This is a genomic window from Rossellomorea sp. YZS02 (assembly GCF_033963925.1).
Lineage (GTDB): Bacteria > Bacillota > Bacilli > Bacillales > Bacillaceae_B > Rossellomorea.
In genome coordinates this window covers 150614-171943 of sequence record NZ_JAXBLY010000004.1, presented here as the reverse complement: position 1 = coordinate 171943, position 21330 = coordinate 150614, and the positions used below count along the sequence as shown (strand labels likewise).

General features: G+C 42.0%; 23 protein-coding genes and 1 other annotated feature. All 23 genes read right to left on the bottom strand.

Going from position 1 to position 21330, the window contains the following annotated elements; all coding sequences use genetic code 11:
• Positions 1-10: 10 nt before the first annotated feature.
• On the bottom strand, positions 11-889 hold the full coding sequence (locus SLH55_RS06100; RefSeq protein WP_219169361.1) for an aspartate carbamoyltransferase catalytic subunit: 879 nt from the start codon (positions 887-889) through the stop codon (positions 11-13).
• A gap of 159 nt (positions 890-1048) precedes the next feature.
• Positions 1049-2377 (bottom strand): uracil-xanthine permease family protein, encoded by a 1329-nt coding sequence (locus SLH55_RS06095; protein WP_219168992.1) that lies wholly within the window; start codon positions 2375-2377, stop codon positions 1049-1051.
• 149 nt (positions 2378-2526) lie between these two features.
• On the bottom strand, positions 2527-3072 hold the full coding sequence (gene pyrR / locus SLH55_RS06090; protein ID WP_219168994.1) for a bifunctional pyr operon transcriptional regulator/uracil phosphoribosyltransferase PyrR: 546 nt from the start codon (positions 3070-3072) through the stop codon (positions 2527-2529).
• 194 nt (positions 3073-3266) lie between these two features.
• Positions 3267-4178: an RluA family pseudouridine synthase gene (locus tag SLH55_RS06085; protein WP_219168996.1), complete on the bottom strand. Its 912-nt coding sequence runs from the start codon at positions 4176-4178 to the stop codon at positions 3267-3269.
• On the bottom strand, positions 4150-4644 hold the full coding sequence (gene lspA, locus SLH55_RS06080) for a signal peptidase II (protein WP_219168998.1): 495 nt from the start codon (positions 4642-4644) through the stop codon (positions 4150-4152). The genes SLH55_RS06085 and lspA overlap by 29 nt, the downstream gene beginning before the upstream one ends.
• Positions 4645-4750: 106 nt before the next feature.
• On the bottom strand, positions 4751-5032 hold the full coding sequence (locus SLH55_RS06075; RefSeq protein ID WP_219168999.1) for a hypothetical protein: 282 nt from the start codon (positions 5030-5032) through the stop codon (positions 4751-4753).
• A gap of 135 nt (positions 5033-5167) precedes the next feature.
• A complete protein-coding gene (ileS, locus tag SLH55_RS06070) occupies positions 5168-7939 on the bottom strand; it encodes an isoleucine--tRNA ligase (RefSeq protein WP_320322918.1) in 2772 nt (923 codons plus the stop codon).
• 122 nt (positions 7940-8061) lie between these two features.
• Positions 8062-8296: a binding site (T-box leader), on the bottom strand.
• 47 nt (positions 8297-8343) lie between these two features.
• On the bottom strand, positions 8344-8859 hold the full coding sequence (locus SLH55_RS06065) for a DivIVA domain-containing protein (protein ID WP_098350955.1): 516 nt from the start codon (positions 8857-8859) through the stop codon (positions 8344-8346).
• Positions 8860-8948: 89 nt separating this feature from the next.
• On the bottom strand, positions 8949-9719 hold the full coding sequence (locus SLH55_RS06060; protein WP_320322917.1) for an RNA-binding protein: 771 nt from the start codon (positions 9717-9719) through the stop codon (positions 8949-8951).
• Between the two features lie 85 nt (positions 9720-9804).
• Complete coding sequence (locus tag SLH55_RS06055) at positions 9805-10068, bottom strand: YggT family protein (RefSeq protein WP_219169005.1); 264 nt, start codon at positions 10066-10068, stop codon at positions 9805-9807.
• Positions 10069-10076: 8 nt separating this feature from the next.
• On the bottom strand, positions 10077-10520 hold the full coding sequence (locus SLH55_RS06050) for a cell division protein SepF (protein ID WP_060669857.1): 444 nt from the start codon (positions 10518-10520) through the stop codon (positions 10077-10079).
• Between the two features lie 16 nt (positions 10521-10536).
• Positions 10537-11211, bottom strand: coding sequence for a YggS family pyridoxal phosphate-dependent enzyme (locus SLH55_RS06045; RefSeq protein WP_320322916.1), 675 nt, complete (start codon positions 11209-11211; stop codon positions 10537-10539).
• Position 11212: 1 nt separating this feature from the next.
• A complete protein-coding gene (gene pgeF / locus SLH55_RS06040; RefSeq protein WP_320322915.1) occupies positions 11213-12034 on the bottom strand; it encodes a peptidoglycan editing factor PgeF in 822 nt (273 codons plus the stop codon).
• Between the two features lie 51 nt (positions 12035-12085).
• On the bottom strand, positions 12086-12373 hold the full coding sequence (locus SLH55_RS06035) for a YlmC/YmxH family sporulation protein (RefSeq protein ID WP_219169009.1): 288 nt from the start codon (positions 12371-12373) through the stop codon (positions 12086-12088).
• Between the two features lie 279 nt (positions 12374-12652).
• On the bottom strand, positions 12653-13429 hold the full coding sequence (gene sigG / locus SLH55_RS06030; RefSeq protein ID WP_219169010.1) for an RNA polymerase sporulation sigma factor SigG: 777 nt from the start codon (positions 13427-13429) through the stop codon (positions 12653-12655).
• Positions 13430-14094: 665 nt separating this feature from the next.
• Positions 14095-14814, bottom strand: a complete 720-nt coding sequence (gene sigE / locus SLH55_RS06025) for an RNA polymerase sporulation sigma factor SigE (protein ID WP_219169012.1) — start codon at positions 14812-14814, stop codon at positions 14095-14097.
• Between the two features lie 53 nt (positions 14815-14867).
• Complete coding sequence (gene spoIIGA, locus SLH55_RS06020) at positions 14868-15794, bottom strand: sigma-E processing peptidase SpoIIGA (protein ID WP_320322914.1); 927 nt, start codon at positions 15792-15794, stop codon at positions 14868-14870.
• A 255-nt stretch (positions 15795-16049) separates the two neighbouring features.
• Positions 16050-17213, bottom strand: coding sequence for a cell division protein FtsZ (gene ftsZ / locus SLH55_RS06015; protein WP_219169016.1), 1164 nt, complete (start codon positions 17211-17213; stop codon positions 16050-16052).
• A 41-nt stretch (positions 17214-17254) separates the two neighbouring features.
• Positions 17255-18553 (bottom strand): cell division protein FtsA, encoded by a 1299-nt coding sequence (ftsA, locus tag SLH55_RS06010; protein ID WP_219169018.1) that lies wholly within the window; start codon positions 18551-18553, stop codon positions 17255-17257.
• Between the two features lie 115 nt (positions 18554-18668).
• Positions 18669-19031, bottom strand: a complete 363-nt coding sequence (locus SLH55_RS06005; protein WP_206851012.1) for a small basic family protein — start codon at positions 19029-19031, stop codon at positions 18669-18671.
• Between the two features lies 1 nt (position 19032).
• Entirely contained in the window at positions 19033-19761 is a 729-nt protein-coding gene (locus tag SLH55_RS06000; RefSeq protein ID WP_219169020.1) for a DUF881 domain-containing protein, read from the bottom strand.
• 72 nt (positions 19762-19833) lie between these two features.
• The gene (locus tag SLH55_RS05995) at positions 19834-20535 is read right to left on the bottom strand and encodes a DUF881 domain-containing protein (RefSeq protein WP_257475147.1); all 702 of its coding nucleotides are present in this window, start codon (positions 20533-20535) and stop codon (positions 19834-19836) included.
• Positions 20519-21304: a cell division protein FtsQ/DivIB gene (locus SLH55_RS05990; RefSeq protein ID WP_219169024.1), complete on the bottom strand. Its 786-nt coding sequence runs from the start codon at positions 21302-21304 to the stop codon at positions 20519-20521. Before SLH55_RS05990 ends, SLH55_RS05995 begins: the two co-directional genes overlap by 17 nt.
• Between the last annotated feature and the right edge of the window lie 26 nt (positions 21305-21330).

The following is a 21330-nucleotide window of genomic DNA, read 5'->3' as shown; positions in this document are numbered from 1 at the left end:
TTCCCCCTGGTTAGTTGTTTTCAAGCGCTCTTTTTAAAATAGCCATTCTTACGAATACTCCATTTTCCATCTGTTTGAAAATCCTTGATTGTTCACATTCAACCAATGAATCTGCAATTTCCACTCCCCGATTGACCGGCGCCGGATGCATGATGATGCCAGTTGGTTTCATTCGGGCTCTTCTACTTTCTGTTAATCCGAACGATTCATGATATTCCTCTCTTGACAGACTGGATGTACTTTCGTGGCGCTCGTGCTGGATACGCAGAAGCATGATGACATCAGAATCTGTTATACATTCATCTATAGGCATATATTGATGTCGATCTTCTGAAGGGAACCATTCTTTCGGCCCTGAGAAAAAGACTTCCGCACCTAGTTTAGTGAGGGCTTCTGCATTGGACCTGGCTACCCTGCTATGGGCTATATCCCCGATGATGGAAACCCTGAGTCCTTCAAATCCCCCGAATTCCTGACGTATAGTCAGCAGGTCTAACAGACATTGAGTAGGGTGATTCCCACATCCATCTCCACCATTGATCACACTTATGTTGAGAGGTGCCAGTTCATCAAAGTATCGTTCAAGAGAATGACGGATGACGACCGCCTCGACTCCGATGCTTTCCAACGTTTTCACCGTGTCATACAAGCTTTCACCTTTCTGGACGCTCGATGTTTGTGCTTCAAAGGGAATGACTTCAAGTCCAAGCTTCCTTTCAGCCATTTCAAAGCTGCATTTTGTCCTTGTACTTGCCTCGAAGAAAAGGTTGGCCACATATTTACTTGAACCATCCCTCCATGTTTCTCCTTCTTTAAAGCGCTCGGCCTCATCCAATATCCGAAGTATTTCCTCTTTGGATAAGTCTTTCATCGTCAACAAATTTTTCACCATGAGCACCCCTATCTTACCTTTTATTTTCAAAAAAACACCCTGCCATTTTTCTGACAGGGTGTTTTTGAACATACCAACCGGGACAGTGCGGAGATCCCGCATGTCTTGTTCAAATTCACCCTTCCTAGACTCTCTGGACCATGTTAAAAGGTGGTTCTATGCAACATCTTGCTTAGCATTTTCTTCTTGGAATAAGTTGTTTTCTCCTTCACTTTCCTTCCTTCCCGGTAATACCAGGTTCAGGAACACTCCTACGATCGCGGCAAGGGCCATACCCGACAAGGATACATTCTCATTGATTTTCACAAATGCTCCTCCCACCCCGATTACAAGGATGACACTTGAGATGACTAAATTCCGCTTGTTACCCAGGTCAACTTTATTATCGATCAGCATACGGAGTCCGCTTGAAGCGATGATTCCGAACAGTAGGATCGATACACCACCCATGACAGCTGATGGAATCGAGCCGATCAATGCCGTTATTTTCCCGATGAATCCGAACATGATGGCTAACACTGCTGCCCCACCGATGACGAAAACGCTGAACACCCGTGTAATGGCAAGGACCCCAATGTTCTCACCATACGTTGTATTCGGAGGTCCACCCAGGAAGGATGCAATCATCGTCGCTACCCCGTCACCGAGAATGGAGCGGTGAAGGCCAGGCTTTTCAATAAAATTCCGTCCTACGACCTTACTTAATACCATCTGATCCCCCGTATGCTCTGCCAGGGTCACCAGTGCAACAGGGACCATGATGGATACGATTTCCCATGAGAAGCTCGGAGTGTAATCTATAAACGGGACAAAGAAGTCCGGCATCTGGAAGAAGGGTGCATCGATCACTTGTTGGAAGTCTACTAGCCCTGCGAAAACCGCGATGACATATCCGCCAATGATCCCTGCAAGGATCGGCACCATTCCAAGAAAACCTTTGAAGTAAATCGAGCAGATGACCGTGATGGCCAATGTCGCAAGTGCCACCATGAAGTGCGTGTTGCTGTAAACCAATTGCTCTGCTCCAGGATTTTCATACATGGCCATATTCACAGCCGTTCCGGCAAGACCCAACCCGATGACCATGATAACCGGCCCTACAACAACCGGAGGCAGGATTCTAATCAGCCATTTTAAGCCAAGTTTCGAGATGAGTAATGCTACGATTCCGTATACAATACCTGCGAGGAAGCTTCCCATCATGGCAGCCTCGGGACCCCCAAGACTCTTAGCAGCAAGGATGGGCGCAATGAATGCGAATGATGATCCCAGATAAGCAGGTATTCGTCCTTTAGTAATCAGGAGGTAAGCAAGTGTTCCCAACCCACTTGATATCAAGGCGACTCCCGGACTTAAACCCACCAGGAATGGAACCAGTACTGTCGCTCCAAACATGGCGAATAAGTGTTGTATACTTAGTGTGACCCATTTCCCTATATTCGGTATTTCTTCTACATCTAATACGATATCTTGTTTTTGATTCATATCTGTTTCCTCCTCTGATACCCATATTTCCCCATTAAAAAACCCTCTTTGTCCTAAAGAGGGCACAAAGAGGGTACAAGAAGGCCTGTTTCCACCTTCAAATCCCATCCTTTGTCAGCCTCACTGGACCGCTCTTAAAAGGACTTCCGTTATTCTTTTTCGTATATTGTGACTGCGTCTTCCTGATCTACTTCGGTTAAAGCAACCATGATTTTCTCAGAGCTTGAGGTCGGAATGTTTTTCCCGACGAAATCCGCCCGAATCGGCAACTCCCTATGTCCCCGATCGACAAGGACCGCAAGTTGGATCTGACTTGGCCGGCCAAGGTCCATTAAGGCATCCAAGCCCGCTCGGACCGTTCTCCCAGTGAATAATACATCATCTACCAGAATGACTTTCTTGTTTGTAATATCAACCGGCAGGTCAGAACCTTTCACCTCTGGTTCGTGATCGTCTGTTTTCTTTGTTAAATCATCTCGGTAAAGCGTGATGTCTATTTCGCCGACGGGAATTTCTTCCCCTTCAATCGCATGAATCCGTTCGGCTAATCTGTTGGCGATGTAAATGCCTCTTGTTTTGATTCCTACAAGAATGCAATCTTCAATCCCTTTGTTTCGTTCAATGATTTCATGAGCGATCCTTGTAAGTGCTCTTCGAATGGCGGGTTGATCCAACACCGTTGCTTTCTTAGTCATTTACAGCCACCTCGCTTTTTAATTATTCGCATAAAAAATCCCTCTCACCGTTAAAGATGAGAGGGCAGACTTATCGTTATAATCGATTGCACGCCAATATAATTGGTCGTATATTGCTCCTTCTCAGCCTCACGGGACCGTATTAAAGGTTACGTATTCAATTAATTACATCATAAAGCTTACGTCGAAATTTGTCAACGGTTATTTTCAAGATGGTTAATCAACTTTGTGAATTCTTCAGGTAACTTTGCATGGAACTCCATATATTCTTCCGTTCTTGGATGAACAAAGCCAAGCACTCCGGCATGAAGGGCCTGTCCTTCAATACTCAACGTTTTACGAGGACCATATTTCGGATCTCCCGCCAGAGGAAAGCCGATGTACTTCATATGCACCCGGATTTGATGGGTTCTTCCTGTTTCCAATTCACATTCTACGAGAGTGAAATCTTTATATCGGTCCAATACCTTGAAATGGGTGACCGCTTGTTTTCCATTATCTACGACAGCCATACTCTGGCGATCTTTTGGGTCCCTTCCGATCGGAGCATCTATCGTCCCGTATTCGTGTGGGATCAAGCCATGTACAATGGCCGTATATTTCCTGGTTACAGACTTCTCTACTAACTGGTTTACAAGATGTTCATGGGCCATATCATTCTTGGCTACCATGAGTAAACCGGATGTATCCTTGTCAATTCTATGGACAATCCCCGGTCTTAGAACTCCGTTGATGCCTGAAAGATCTTTACAATGATACATCAATCCATTCACCATCGTTCCTGAATAATGTCCAGGAGCTGGATGGACGACCATCCCCTTTGGCTTATTCACGACGATGACATCGCCATCTTCATAGGCGATATCCAGATGTAAGTTCTCCGGTTCCACATCCAATTCTTCCGGTTCAGGGATCGAAACCGTAATCACAGCGTTCAAAGGACATTTTAAGTTTGGTTTAACATTTTCATCATTGACTTTGATATGACCTTCTTTAATCCATTGCTGGACCTGGGAACGGGACCATTCTTTATTCAATTGACTTACAACCTTGTCAATACGTTCTCCCTGTTCTTCTTCAAGTATGTTGTGCTGAATTACTTCCATTTTTGTTCTCCTTCTTTGCTTTTCGTTCGTCTAAATACATGTAAATGAGTAACAATGCCACTCCAATGGTTAATGCTGCATCGGCAATATTAAAAATCGGAAAATCATAGGAAAAAATGTATGTATTTAAGAAATCGACCACTTCTTTTCTAAAGACACGATCAATAAAGTTTCCAATTGCTCCACCAAGCATAAAAGCGAGACTAAGACTAAACAAAGAATGCCCTTTTGCATGGACTTGCATATAATACACGATACCTACAATCACAACTAATGTAATAACATAAAAAAACCACATTTGTCCTTGGAGGATTCCCCATGCTGCACCTTGATTCCGATGAGAAGTAAGATAAAAGACATTATCGATAATCGAAATGCTTTCTCCCTCGGTCATTCGTCTCACAACCAACCATTTTGTTAATTGATCCAATCCAATAACAATCAAAGCCAATAAATAATAATACACAAAGGCAACCTCCGAACATCGTTAATTGATTACCTTTGCATTTTAGCATAAAAGGGGAAATAAAGACACTGAAACTAGAGGAGATTGATGGAAACACAAGAGAAATTCAGGAGTAGGATGAAATCTTCCCAAACCTTCTCCAGTCTAAGGCATTCTCAATCGATGTACAGGTTGGATTCATCATCATGTAATCAAAAGGAATTTCTTCCCCGCTCATTTCACAGTATCCGAATTGATTATCCTGGATACGAACCAAAGCTTGTTTCACCTCGGTAATTTCTTCGTCAATATATTTCTGTATTAAAGGATGTTGAGATTGACTTGCCTCAAGCTCCTGTAAGGATGTCATCAGCTCTTCTACAATGGATGTGTATCGGTCATATGTCATCTTGATCCCTCCACTTATAGTATGGAGGAAATAGTCATGAATATTGTGTTGCAAGATATAGCAATTATGGAATTTGAATGCGGGCGTATAAAGACAGAAAAAAGGTGACCCGCCGATCGGCAGGTCACCTTTTCATTACGCCAGGTGAGAATAGCTTTCTTTCACAACAGACGCACATCGTGTGCATAGGGTTGGATGATCTTTATCCTCGCCAACTGTTGGAGTCACAATCCAGCAGCGATCACATGTTTCACCATCAGCTTTTTCGACAACGATATTGTTTTCACCAAGACTTAAGGCATGCTCAGGGGCTTCATTTACCGCTCCACCTATTTCAAAGGCAGATACGATAAATAATTGCTTTAAGTCTTCTTTGATGGAATGTAGTAAGCCTTTCGTTTCATCATTCACGAAAAGAGTCACTTTAGCCGTCAACGATTTCCCGATAATCTTCTGGTTACGTGCTTCCTCAAGAGCCTTTAGTACATCATCTCTCAATTCAAGGAATGCATTCCATTTTTTCTTCAATTCATCAGCATTGGCGAATGTTTGCACTTCAGGCATATCCGTCAGTTGCACGCTTTCTCCCTCTGCTCCCGGTATATATGCCCAAACCTCATCTGCTGTATGAGAAAGGATTGGCGACATCAGTTTTGTCAGGGACACAAGACATTCATATAAGACAGTCTGAATCGCACGACGCTCGTCATGATTTTCTGACTCGATATAAAGAACATCCTTGGCAAAATCCAAGTAGAATGAACTTAAATCCAATGTACAGAAATTATTCACTGCATGATAGATGCTCGCAAATTCATACTTATCGTATGAGTTTTTCACATTTTTCACGAGGTCATTCAGCTTTACAAGCATGAATTGATCGACTTCTCTTAGCTGATCGAACGATACAGCATTGGATTTAGGATCAAAGTCAGAAAGATTCCCCAATAAGAAACGGAAGGTATTACGAATCTTTCGGTAAACTTCAGCTACCTGCTTTAGAATAGGATCTGATACGCGTACATCCGCTTGATAATCAACAGATGCGACCCAGAGGCGCAGAATGTCGGCACCGAGCTGTTTCATGACTTTCTCAGGAACCATGACATTGCCCAGTGACTTACTCATTTTCCTTCCGTCACCATCCAGGGCGAATCCATGACTCAATACGCCTTTATATGGAGCTTTTCCAGAAACGGCTACACTCGTCGTTAAAGATGAGTTGAACCACCCGCGATATTGGTCAGAGCCTTCTAAATAAAGATCTGCCGGACGTTGTAGATCCTCTCGTTCCTCAAGGACTGCCTGATGCGAAGAACCTGAGTCAAACCAGACATCCATGATATCCTGTTCTTTTGTGAACGTCCCATTCGGGCTTCCTTCATGAGTGAATCCTTCAGGTAGAAGGTCTTTCGCTTCTTTCTCAAACCAAATATTCGACCCGTGTTCACGGAAGAGCTTAGACACATGATCAATCGTTTCATCTGTAATGATTTCCTGACCATTTTCAGCATAGAATACCGGTATTGGCACACCCCATGCACGTTGACGGGAAATACACCAGTCCCCACGATCTCTGACCATATTGTAGAGGCGTGTTTCTCCCCATGCCGGAACCCATTTCGTTTCATTTACCGCTTCTAATAACTCTTTACGGAATTTATCGATAGATGCAAACCACTGAGCGGTCGCTCTGAAAATAACCGGCTTCTTCGTACGCCAATCATGTGGATAGGAGTGAGTAATGAAGTTTAACTTGAGTAACGCACCCACTTCCTGAAGCTTATCAGTAATCGGCTTATTGGCTTTGTCATAGAATAACCCTTCAAAGCCAGGAGCTTCCGATGTCATAACCCCTTTATCGTCTACAGGACATAACACTTCAAGGCCATATTTTTTCCCTACAAGGAAATCATCCTCACCATGCCCTGGAGCTGTATGAACACAACCTGTACCAGAATCAGTCGTAACATGCTCTCCAAGGACGACAAGTGACTCTCGCTCGTAAAGCGGGTGTTTTGCAACGATACGCTCAAGCTCAGCACCAATTACCTTCTTGGATACAGAATAGTCTTCCCACTCAAGATTCTTTGCTACTTCTTCAAGTAAATCTTCAGCTACTACATAGCTGTTTCCCTTCACATTGACAACGACATAGCTAAGATCAGCATGAACTGCGATTCCAAGATTGGCAGGAATCGTCCAAGGAGTTGTCGTCCAGATGACGAGCTGGGTTCCTTCCTCCAGGACACCCTTTCCATCTGTAACGGCAAATCCAACATAAATGGATGGGGAACGCTTATCCTGATATTCGATCTCTGCTTCAGCAAGTGCTGATTCACTTGATGGTGACCAATAGACTGGCTTTTTCCCTTTATAGATGTATCCTTTTTTCGCCATATCGCCGAACACTTTGATCTGCTGGGCTTCATATTCAGGCTTCAGTGTAATGTAAGGATTATCCCAATCGCCTCGTACGCCTAATTGTTTGAATTGTTTACGTTGGTTATCCACCTGCTCATATGCATATTCCTCACATAATTTACGGAATTCTGCGATCGTCATTTCTTTGCGTTTTACGCCTTTATTTGTTAAGGCCTGCTCGATCGGCAACCCATGGGTATCCCAACCCGGAACATACGGTGCGTGATATCCGCTCATGGATTTATATCGCACGATGAAGTCCTTGAGGACCTTATTCAACGCATGACCCATATGAATATTACCATTCGCATATGGAGGTCCGTCATGAAGGATGAATAAAGGACGATCACTTGTTCTTTCCTGAACCTGTTGGTAAATGTTCATTTCTTCCCATTTCTTCTGTGTATCCGGCTCGCGTTTCGGTAAATTCCCTCTCATCGGGAATTCCGTTTTTGGCATTAATAAAGTATCTTTATATTCCATGAAACTCTTCCTCCTAAATCGTTAATCTTTATTGCCATCATTTCTAAATCCTTCGCGTCTTAATCAGAACAGGTGTACTTTACTCATTTATATTAAAATAAAAAAAGCTTTCTCATCCCTGATAAAGGGACGAGAAAGCTTTCCCGCGGTACCACCCTCATAAAGATCGTAAATGATCTTCACTTGTTAAGATTCGTAACGTGAATAAATCGCTAGTCATTACTCTTCTATCCGAATTTCATGAGTAGGGCTCGAGGGTGATATTCCGCTCTCTTTTCCTTGTCGGGCTCACACCGTCCCCGACTCGCTAGAAAGGATTTATTTAAAAGAACGTACTGTCCCTGTCTTAACCTATGACAATTAAGAATGTGTTGTTCAATTATATGAAAATATTGCGCTTTTCGTCAAGACAATGTCTCTTCTTCTTTTAATGTTTTTAAATCCGTAGCATCCAGATCAAATTCCATCAATTGATCCCAATCATTTGTATCTAGGAGATCAAGCTGTGCTTCGATAAGCATTTTGAATCGGGTCCTGAACACTTTTGACTGTTTTTTGAGCTCCTCAATCTCAATGGCAATCTTACGGGCCTTTGACAATGATTCGTTCACGATTCGATCAGCATTCTTCTCTGCTTCTTTAATGATGAGCTTTGACTCTTTCATTGCATTTCTCTTGACTTCTTCCCCTGCTTCTTGAGCAATGACGATTGATTTGTTCAACGTTTCCTCAATGTTGGTAAAATGACCTAAACGTTCATTCAATGAGTTTAAACGTTCTTCCGTTTCTTTCTTCTCACGGATCAGAATTTCATAATCTTTAATAATTTGATCTAAAAATTCATTAACCTCATCCTCATCATAACCACGAAAGCCACGACTAAATTCTTTATTATGTATGTCTAATGGCGTTAAAGGCATGGGAGCCACCTCCAGTACTTGGTGAATTACATATTTATTATAACTAAAATTTCGACAGTATGTGGGGGAATTCCTTTATTTTTCTGAAATTATTTCAGTATTCCAACAGAAATTCGCCATTTATCCCGTTTTGTTCTTCCTTCTAAGGACAGTAACTTACTTCTTCCGTATCCTCTTGCGGATAGTACATCTGAAGCTTCAACTTCGAAAGATGGATTTTCAACGGTTTTCCAATTCACTTTCACATGACCGCTCTTAATCAATGTTTGAGCCTTTTGACGTGAATCATTGTAAATTGCAGCGAGTACGACATCAAGCCTTAATGAACTGACAGTCGTTGTTTTCTCCTGCCACTCTTGTTGACTCTCCATTTTTTCATGCAATGGTATTTCCTTTAAAGATGCCTTGGCTTTTCCAATTTGAGTGAGTTCCATGCGAACGTAATCTGAGATTTCATCTGCAAGCAACAAATGGATGGCCTCTTCACCGGTCACAATATCCCCGAATTTATCACGTTTTAATCCAAGAGACATAAGGGTCCCTAATACCTGCCTATGTTCTATTGTAACAAACTTCGATGGATACTGTATTTCAAATACCTTTATACCAAAATCTTCTTCCTGCGGCTGAAAATAGGAGGGATATATTAATGCTCGTTTCCGTTCCGTATCTTCCGGAAAGAAAGAAAGCCGGATTTCATCGTTGTTTCCTATAATCGACTCGACAATATGCTGCTGTCTTGGATCCAAAAAGTCCGTCCGTTTCGGTGCATATTGGTGTTCTACAGAATCCTTCCACTCTAAGACAGCATCTACAAACTCTTTTTCATCAGGTCTAAAGTGTTGATAAATTGAAGACATGAGTTCATCCCCTCCTTGTTTTACCCAAAATAAAAGGACTGAAACGGATTGACCGGTTTCAGTCCTTTATGGGTTACAGCTCCAATTAAATAAGCCATCTAAATAATTGCGTTAAACCTGATTGCGCCAGGTTTAATACAATGAATGCCACAATTGGTGAAATATCAATCATCCCGATCGATGGAACAATCCGTCTGAATGGTTCCAGGTACGGTTCACAGATTCTAGCAAGGAATTGCCCAATCGCTGTCTCTCTTGCATTCGGGAACCAGGACATTAAAATATATATGATCAACGCCCATGAGTAAATTTGAATTAAATTAATTAAAATTTGATAAACCCACAACATAATTTACATTACCACCTCGAATCTGATAGGTCTTCCTCTTTCAAGAACTCAGAAATATTACCGCTTACTTCTACATTGTCTGGTGTACACAGAAAAATATTATCGCCTACACGCTGAATGTCGCCTCCGATGGCATAAACTGTGCCACTGAGAAAATCGACGATCCGCTTTGCCTGATCATGTTGTATCCGCTGAAGATTAACGAGTACAGACCTGCGATTCTTCAAATGGTCTGCTATTTCCTGGGCCTCCGCATAAACTCTTGGTTCAACAAGAATCATTTTTGAAGATTTCTGTACACTTTGAAGGCTCACAACATTTTGTTTTGAATTAGACAGCTGCGACTTCATAGGCTTTTTCTCCTCGTATTCTTCTTCGTACTTTTCTTCTTCATATTCATATTCATCTTCATCCAGCAAAAAGAATGTCTTGAACTTTGACTTAATACCCATTTTTATTCATCCCCTCTCAGTCATTTCCAACTAATGCAGTTCCAATACGAATAAACGTGGCACCTTCTTCGATTGCAATCCTGTAATCATTGCTCATCCCCATGGATAATTCTGTACAAGGGGCGTAAGGAAGCTTCAGTGATTGCACGTCATCTTGAATTGTCTTCAGCTGCCTGAAACAAGAGCGCAAAAATGCTTCATCATCTGTATGTGGAGCCATCGTCATTAATCCTACCACTTTAATATTGGAATAGTTTTTTAAACTATCAATAAATCCCTTTACTTCATGGGGTAGAATACCATGTTTGGAGCCTTCTCCGGATACATTCACTTGAACGAAACAAGAGACAGGCTTTTCAGCCCTTTTATGAATTTCTTTCGCCAATGACAAACGATCCAGGGAATGTATGTATGATACTTTATCAATGATGTTTTTGACTTTCCTTGATTGCAGGGAACCGATGAAATGCCAATAGGGCTTGTCCGAAAGTGCTTCCCACTTGGAGCTCAGTCCATCATCGCGATTTTCCCCTAAGTGGAGGATACCTGCTTCGACCGCCTCTTCTGCCCGTTCAATCGATACGTATTTGGTGACTGCGACAATTGTTATGTCTTCTGAGGTTCTTCCGCTTCGTTCACAGGCACTTTGAATATGTCCCTTGATAGCCTTAAGATTTTCTGTTACCTTCATTCTATTTCTCCTTCCAGCCAATAAAACTCATTATTCTCCCCGTTTTACCACCATCTCTACGATAAGAGAAAAATTCTTCGTGACAGGACGAACAAAAACTGGAAGTACGGATTTGATCAGGATTTAACCCGCCATGAATCAAGAGCTTTTGATTAAGCTTTTTAAGGTCGAGGTTATACTGTCCCTCTTCCTTTAAATTATAGGGTAAGTTGTTTTCATCTTCTAGTGTTTTTTTCACTTTATCGATTACATAATCGTCCACTACGTAGCAATCACTGCATATCGAGGGACCGATCACGACCTCCAATGAAGAAATGGAGGACCCTTTCTTGACGAATTCATTGACCATTTTCGGACCAATTCCAAGAACCGTCCCTTTCCATCCTGCATGAGCCAATCCGACCATCCCTGTTTCCCTGTCCAGGAAATAAAGGGGAACACAGTCTGCATAACACATGGTTAACAGAATATCCCTTTCCCCTGTCAAGAATCCGTCGGTATCTTTAATGCTGCTCTTATAATCTGTTGCACCTTGCCCCGCGTCCTTTAAACATGGAGAATAAATGTTGTTCCCATGTGTTTGTTCCGCCGCTACCCAGCTAAAGAGAGGCATATCAAGATCTGTTGCCAGCCGTTGGCGATTGTGAATGACAGATGTTTCCTCATCACCTACATGAAGCCCCATATTCAATGTATCGAATGGTTCGGAACTTACCCCGCCTCTTCTTGTGGTAATACCTGCAATTAGTTTTGGGTTTCCTTCCGTCCATTCACCGATGGAGTAATAAGCTTCTGATTCATATACAAAAGGCTCTTTCAACACGTTGAATCTCCTTCTTTTTTAATTAAGTGTACCATAGTCTTTGAAGATTCGTCATGTTTCGGGGGATTGTTTCGGTTCCTGTAGTTGTCCTTGAATATAGTGGCTGTCTTTGTATCTGACCAGTATCACATCTTCGCCGATTTTCACAATACTGCTCCAGGGGATCACAATATCTTCATCCTTGCCAAAAAAGCCTAATAGTTTCCCACCGCTGCCAATTACAATAGCCTCGATCCTTCCTGTATCCAGGTTGATTTCAATATCTCCAATATTCCCTAACTTCCGCCCGTCTGAAATGCTCACCACATCTTTTACCTGAAACTCAGATATACGTACCATCTTTCTTCACCCTCTTTTCAAGTTGATCCATATGGGTTGATAATGGTGAAAAGGCATTAAGACACCATTCCACCTATTTATATTAGTTATTTATAGTGTATGCAGCAAAAAGAAAGGCAGACCTTCCCGAAGGATATCTGCCTTTCTTTTCTATTCTCCAGCTCCAGGGATTAGAGGCTCGAGGTCACAATGAAAATTCCCCATAAGGCAAAGAGCGCCTTTTGGGGATTTTTCATTGTGCTTGTCGGGGCTGAACGAGCCGCCTCCGCTTTTCTTATTTCATTGAATATTTTTGTTCATTTGTTTGATTGCTGCTTTTTCGAGTCTTGATACTTGGGCTTGTGAGATGCCGATTTCGTCTGCGACTTCCATTTGGGTTTTTCCTTGGAAGAAGCGTTTGCTGATGATGAGTTTTTCACGATCATTTAAACGTCTCATCCCTTCTTGAAGGGCAATTTCTTCAATCCAGTGAAAATCACGGTTCTTTTCATCGCTTAATTGATCCATTACAAAGATAGGGTCTCCACCATCATTGTAGATCGGTTCGAACAGTGAAACAGGATCTTGAATGGCATCGAGTGCAAAGACGATCTCCTCGTGTGATACATCCAACACTTTTGCAATTTCTTCTGCAGTCGGTTCCCTGGATGTCTCCCCCATTAATTTCTCTCTTACTTGTAGAGCCTTGTACGCAATATCTCGTAGTGAACGGGACACTCTTATTGGATTATTGTCCCTCAAATACCGACGGATTTCACCAATAATCATTGGAACCGCGTATGTAGAGAATCGGACGTTTTGACCTAAATCAAAATTATCGATGGACTTCATCAATCCAATGCACCCTACTTGAAATAAATCATCAACATATTCACCACGGTTATTAAAGCGTTGAATTACACTTAAGACGAGGCGCAGATTACCATTGACCAGTTTTTCACGTGCGGAGATGTCCCCCGCCTGCATTTCTTTAAAAAGTATTCTCATTTCATCATTTTTGAGTACTGGCAATTTGGATGTATCCACACCACAAATCTCGACTTTATTACGTGTCATTCTTTCCCCTCCTTGTAGGAGCTGCTGTACAAAATTCAGTATTTCCTTGAAGAGGAAAAATATGCATTTCAATCTGACAAGCTGTGGTCGACATATTCCGAATCCCTTCTGCCATCTGGTTAAATGAGTGGTAAATTTTTTTGGCTGTTTTCGTAAATATTGTTGCTTTTGGATGTGGCGAGTGGCGGTTGATTTCCGCTACAGGTGCTCGCTTTCCGCGGGGCGTGAGTTGAGCACCTTCCGGAACAATCAACTATCCAGAAGAAGTGTTTAACAAACACAAAGGAAATGTGGAGATTGCTTATGCCACTGCTATCTCATGCATTGCAGTGGCTTTATTATTTTATAGTCCTTTATTCTTTTTAAACGGATGGTCACAAACCATTTTGCTCTGTCAGCAACTTACTACGTAAGAGGGTGAAGGCAACTGCGTAGACTCCTACGGAAAACGGGCGTGCCGAGACCCCGGAAGCGGTTTTTGCTGAGGAGGCTCGGCCGAACGTCCGTGGAAAGCGGGACTGTTCCCTTCACCCTCCTGCACCAGATCTTAAATGGAAGAGCAACGTATGCGGTTAGCAACAATCTTTGCGAAAGCAGCCATTTTTTTAAGAATCAATGGAACAAGAAAAGCCGAACTTTTCCATGGAAAAGTTCGGCTTTAAACGTTAAACCATTTTATTAAATTCTTTCTTTAAGCGCTTAATGATTCTTTTTTCTAAGCGGGATATATAGGATTGCGAAATACCGAGCATATCCGCAACGTCTTTCTGGGTTTTTTCTTCTTCTCCCATCAAGCCGAAACGAAGCTCCATGATTTGTTTTTCCCGTTCCGAAAGCTGATGAAGGGCATTGAAAAGCAACTTTTTATCAACGGTAGCTTCAAGGTCTTTGGTGATGATATCCTCATCCGTACCAAGTACATCGGATAATAGTAATTCATTTCCATCCCAGTCGATATTAAGGGGTTCATCAAATGAAACTTCAGACCTTATCTTATTGTTCCGTCTTAAATACATCAGAATCTCATTCTCGATGCATCTTGATGCATAAGTCGCCAACTTGATTTTTTTCTCTGGATTAAAGGTATTCACCGCTTTTATGAGGCCGATAGTACCGATACTGATCAGGTCCTCAATGTTTATCCCGGTATTCTCAAATTTCCGGGCAATATAAACGACTAATCTTAAGTTTCGTTCAATTAATAATGATCTTGCTGCCTTATCTCCATTGGGCAATTTATTGAGTAGTACCTCTTCCTCTTCTTTCGACAATGGAGGAGGAAGCGCTTCGCTACCACCTATGTAGTAAATTTCATCTGTTTTCAGTCCAAGTTTGATTAACAGTTTGTACCAGTAGTATAAAAATTTGAATTTGAATTTTTTCATTGTTGCTCCCCCTTCTATTTCTTTAAATTGTGAGTATAGTAGTAATAATTGAATCAAGAAACATTGAGTACCGGTTTCCGTGAAGCCATTTTCGGATGGACGATCGCTTGAAAATTCCCGTCTGCTGAAAGAGGCTCTTCCCTAAAGGCAATCAATCCATTGGGTATGGCCCATTCAGATTCATGATCTTTCAATACTAATGAATCAGGCTTTATGGCAGCGAGAAGCTGACTTTTCCTTCCTACCGATTGTGCCGGTATTATACGCATCCTGTCAGACCAGCAGGCGCCGATTTCTTTCTCACCAGAAAAAATCTCTTCAACTTCATGGCAAAGTGCTCGCATATCATGAGGGATATCACCCTCGATTCCTGCAATGGATAAGATCATGACAGGGTTTTTGGAGATTGGGTCCTGAAGCTGGTTTCCGCTGTCTACAAGTCCTGAGACCGTACAATGAAAATCTGCAATCTTAATACTCACTTCCAGGAGCTGATCATATTGAAGCTTCACATGCTCAATGCTCTCCACCCTGCCTTTTGAAAAATACCAGGCAAGCGGCAGTGCGAGCATTACAAATACCCAGCTTATCGGGTCACCAAATCCGCGTATGCTTGCAAGCAGCATGGATGATTCCCTGCTTGGATCAAAGCTTATAAAATAATGAGTCCCTATTAAAATTCCACCGGTAAAGAAGGTGACGAAATAGAACATAAAAAGATTAGATAAGTAATAGCGCAATCTTCTATAACCAAAAGCTGAAAATACCATGACAACGGAAAATAATAATTTTACAAAAGGGTTCCCAGTAAAATGAGCAAATGGTGAAAAAGCCAGGAGAATAATGATAGAGCCTATCAAACTGCCGACCCCGATTCTCCAGAGGGCATATTGTCTCTTTAAGATGATCCCTGTTAACCATAGAAGGAAAAAGTCTACTAACAGATTCAACAACCAGATGACATCCAAATATAAAGTCAATCTCTACCCTCCTTTTCACATTTCACCCAGCAGCTAAAAGTCACCAGAGGAATGACTTATCAGAAGTATATCGTACATACCTTTTAAAGGTTGTCATTTTTTGTATGCTTAGAAGGAAAACTTTTCGGAGATATAAACGAAAAATGTCATTAAATATAAGGGGATTCTCGCTATGATTTTAGAGGGGAATAATGAAAGCGAAAGCAAAAACCCCCAAGGTAATATACCTTGGGGGTTTTTGTTTATAATCGGTAATTATCTCCGACGGTTACGGTTGCGAAGGAATGTTGGGATGTCCAATGTTTCTTCAGCACCTTGATTGGAAGAAGTTCTCACAGGCTCTTGTTGTTGAGGCTGCTCTTCCCGTTTAGGCTGTTCCCTTTTAACCGATGGGCTTGGGTTTGGACTTTGATTTGGTTTCATTCCACCAAATGTTGGTCGTGTTTGTTTTGGAGGCTGGATGACCTCTTCATTGAAACCTGTTGCGATGACGGTAACGACAATATCATCTTTTAAATCTTCATTGATGACTGAACCGAAGATCATGTTTACTTCTTGATCTGAAGCAGATGCTACGATGTCAGCCGCCTCCTGAACTTCGTATAGGCTCAATGACGTTCCTCCTGTAATGTTCATCAGGACACCTTGAGCACCGTCGATGGATGTCTCAAGCAATGGACTTGAGACTGCTTTTTTCGCTGCTTCAGTGGCACGGTTTTCACCTGATGCTGCTCCGATACCCATTAGCGCTGATCCTTTGTTAGACATGATCGTCTTAACATCTGCAAAATCCAGGTTGATCAGACCAGGTGTAGCGATGAGATCCGAGATACCTTGCACACCCTGACGTAAAACATTATCAGCTTCACGGAAAGCTTCAAGCATTGGAGTGCTCTTGTCCACGATTTCTAGCAGGCGATCGTTTGGAATGACGATAAGGGTATCTACGCCTTCCTTCATGGCCGCGATACCACCGCTTGCTTGGTTTGAACGCTTTCTGCCTTCAAATGTAAATGGTCGTGTCACGACACCGACTGTTAACGCGCCAATTTCACGGGCGATTTGAGCGATTACCGGTGCTGCACCAGTACCTGTTCCTCCGCCCATTCCGGCCGTAACAAAGACCATGTCCGCCCCTCTAAGGGCCTCTTCGATCTGCTCTTTACTTTCTTCAGCAGCCTTTTTACCAACTTCAGGATTGGCACCTGCACCTAATCCCCTGGTTAATTTGCCACCGATTTGCATCTTTATTTCAGCTTTAGATAGATTCAAAGCCTGTGCATCCGTATTGACTGCGATAAATTCAACACCTTGAACACCATGTTCGATCATGCGGTTTACGGCGTTGTTTCCTCCGCCACCGACACCAATAACTTTTATTGTCGCTAATGAATCTAAATTTGTATCAAACTCCAACATGACAAATCCTCCTAACTCGTCGAATCTATGGATTCCTTTATTTATTCAAAGAAGTATCCAAAGAACTTTTTCACTTTTGACATGGCCTTTTCATCTTCATGTTCTTCTTCTTTTACCTTTGCAGGCTTTGGCTTTTTATTAGCGGGTTTTGATTGACGCTTCTCGGCGGCCTCTACGGGCACCGGTTCTGCGCTTACAGATCTTCCTTGCAATCTAGCATTCTTCTGAGCATATTTGATCAATCCAACTGCTGTCGTATACTGGGGTTCCCTTACTCCGATATAATCAGGAATTGCCACGCGTACACGATTTTGGAAAACGATTTGTGCTAATTCTAACACACCTGGAAGATTTGCTACACCACCAGTCAGTACATATCCACCTGGCAGATCCCTGATTCCCAATCGCTTCAACTCATGGCTTATGAGGTCCAGGATCTCTTCCAGCCTTGCTTCTATGATATCAGAAATTTCTAATTGATTAAATTGCTGATGTTGATCACTGCCAATAATTGGCACACTGAACACTTCATCTTCTGACGCGTGGTCATAAAAAGCATGTCCATATTTCGTTTTGATTTTTTCCGCATCGTCCGTCGATGTCCGTAAACCGATCGACAAATCTTTTGTGATATGCTCTCCGCCAACGGGAAGCACAGTCGTAGCCTTCAGGTGCCCCTGTTCAAAAACAGCGATGGTTGTAGAACCGCCACCGATATCGATCAAGGCAGCCCCAAGGTTCTTTTCATCCTTGGATAAAGCAACCGTACCTGCAGCTAGTGGCTGAAGGACGATATCGACAATTTCAAGTCCAGCCTTCTCTACACACCTGAGAGTATTATGTAAAATCGTCTTAGATCCAGTAATGATGGTCCCTTCCATTTCCAGCCGAACACCGATCATTCCACGTGGATCTGTAATCTCATCCAACCCATCAACAATGAATTGTCTTGGGATCACATTGATGATTTCCCTTTCTGGAGGTATCGAAACAACCTGGGCTGCATCCATCACTCTCAGAACGTCTTCATCGCCAATCTCCCTGTTGTCACTCGATACTGCCACAACTCCATGACAGGATTGAAGTGAAACATGATTTCCTGTAATGCCTACGATGACCTGACTTATTGATAAACCGACCATCCTTTCAGCTTGTTCAACTGCCTTCTTGATTGTATGAACAGTTTCGTCTATATCTACGATGGAACCTTTTCTGATTCCTTCTGAGTTCACATTTCCTACACCGATTATGTTTAAGGAATCATTCGTCATTTCACCAATGATTACTTTCACTGTGGATGTACCGATGTCTAGGCTAACGTAAATTTCATTGCTGTTCACTCTATGGCACCTCCTTAAAGAATGTTTATTTGGAACAACAATCCTAGAAAAACATGATTCTAAGTATATCTTAATATGATATTCGTCGTAACAAAAACGATTCCCTTTTAAAATTCTAATTTTTTTCTCTTTTTTCTTGATTATTTGACCAATTGCTAATCATTATTCGTCTAATCACTGCTATGTTCTGGAATAATCTTACTCCAAAAGCAAAAACAGCCGCCAAATATAAGTCTACACCAAGATGTACCCCCAGAAAAGCTAAACTTGCTGCTAGTAAAATATTAAAAAAGAATCCAGAAACAAAGACCTTATCATCATAAATATTTTGGAGGTGGGCACGAATACCGCCAAATAATGTATCCAAGGCTGCCAAAACCGCAATCGATAAATAATTGGAATATTCTTCTGGAATCCTAATATCTGTGAGAAGCCCAAGGAAGACCCCTACTAGCAACCCTAAAACGGGAAGCCACATATTACTCGTTCCCTCCTCTTTCCTTAACCGGTTCCATGAAACGGACCCGGATTGTATCCTTATATTCCGGAAGCACCAGCTTTTCTAAAGGTTTTGAAATGTTCACCCGAAGGTTATCGATAAAGAAATCTTCCACTGACCTGGAAACCTGCATGCGGTTATACAAATCCTTGGCTGCTTTTACATCTTTGGTCAGCACTCGTACCTCGAACGGGATTTTTTTTATCGTATTGCCATCTACCTTCGTATCTCCGTTAATATCCCTTATGACTGAAGTGTTGATCAATCGATGACCATCAATCGCAATATCAACAGCATCATACTGATTCAGTTCATTTACAAGCCTTTCCAAAAGTTCCGGGGAAACGTTCTGAACCTTTTCTCCGAGAAGGATTTCCTCCATTGAAGGCTCAATGGTCAGGATGAGTCCGGGGCCAGTCTTTTCAGTCAGTCCCATTTCAGTCTTTAATTCCTCCAGCGTCTGCTTCAGTGCCTGTTCGGGACTTGATTGTTGCTCTGTCTTGTATTGTTCAAGCTTTGCTTCTACGGAACGCGTTTCAGACAATAAATTGGAGTTAACTTCCTTCTCTTTCAAAAGAGCTTCCCTCAGCTCCCAAATATCCCGTGTATCCCGGACCACCGGCTCTTTTACAGTCTGAAACTGAATGGCGACCATAAATCCGATTATCACCGTAATGACTGTAAAGCTGATTTTCAGTTTGTTATCCATTTAGTGCACCTTACTTTCAAAACTGACCCTCATCCTGAATAAAGTCTATCATCCGCTTCTATGCAAGCAGGATTACGATTCACCAATCGTAGGTTCCAGGATGACCGTATTCTCTTTTTTCATTTCAAAGATGATATTATCATTCACTAGCTGATCTTTCACTCCGCCATTGATATTCATGGCAGAGGATAGTACGTCCGGATCACCGATTGCCGTGATTTTGAACGGAGCAGGGTAATCGATCCCATCAATCTGTATGACTGGACCATTACAAAGTATGTATGAATCATGCTTCAGCCTTTGCCCATTAATGGCAACCACAGAAGCCCCTGCTATATATAATTCGTTAATGACCTTGAATACATGGTGTTCATGCACAATATAATTATTGGCGTTCTCTTCTTCAGGATCATACTGGGCATCTGATAAAGTAACGGTTACACCCGGACCTTTCACTTTCGTCTTGCCCAGGTACATTCGATACTTCTCGGCATCTTCTGCCAAATTAAAATAAATTTGTTTCTCTTTAGAAAATTCTTTCTCCATATTCCCGATCTTCTCCTGTTTCTCATAAAGCTTTTCCTGCAGCTGATTGTTCTTCTGCTGATACTCCAGGATTTGATCTCTTAATGCTTCTTCCTGTTTCCATTGACCATTCGTCCGATTCCCAAGTTCTGCTTGTTCTGTGTTTGCCAGACTGAATGAAAAAGCAAGGATGAAACCCAAAACCAGACACACAAGAGAGAGGATCACGTGCTTACCTCTCACCCTCATCCTCTTCATTGCTTTGTTCACCTTCCGTTTCGTATGCTCTGAAATAAGAACCAACCTCTAAATCAATGACCCCTTTAACTTCAGGATCTAATTGACTGACAATCGAAGGATAATGCACCATTTTCTCAGAGAAACTTCGAATGGTTGCACTCACTTCGAACCCATCGTTCATAAATAGAGTCAAATGATATTGATCTGTTTTCTTAGGGACGAGATTGATCTCTGAAATGAGATGTTGAACTTCATCTGGTAGCTCGCCTAATTCCTTCACCATTTTGACCAGGACTTTATCTTCTTCGAATCCCCTTAATAGGGGAGCATCGACGGGTACCGCCCCGGTCCCTTTATCCAGGACCTTTCCATTCGATAATATGACAAAGAATTTGTTCCCCTTAGAGAGGTACGCTTTCTTATCATATTCATGAATGGTTATTTCGTAAGAATTCGGGAATGTCAGTTCAACCTTCGCATCCTTCACTTCGGGCAGCTTCTTTAATTGTTCCACGGTCTTATCTTTGTTTACACTCCAAACATTCATGCCACTGTCAATTCCACTTTCTTGAAGAACTTTCTTATTAGAAATCAGTTCATTCCCATTAACATCCACCGTCTTCACATGACTAAGGGGCGATTGAAAATAAACAACCGACAAAATCATCAGGAAGAATAAAGAAAGTAATAACATAAGTCTGCGATTTGCCTTCTTTTTTCGGTGTTGTTTTAATTTAGGAATTCGATCTTCAATGGAAACAACATTTTCTTTTTTCATTTCGTTCTCCTCAATTTCACTTTTGA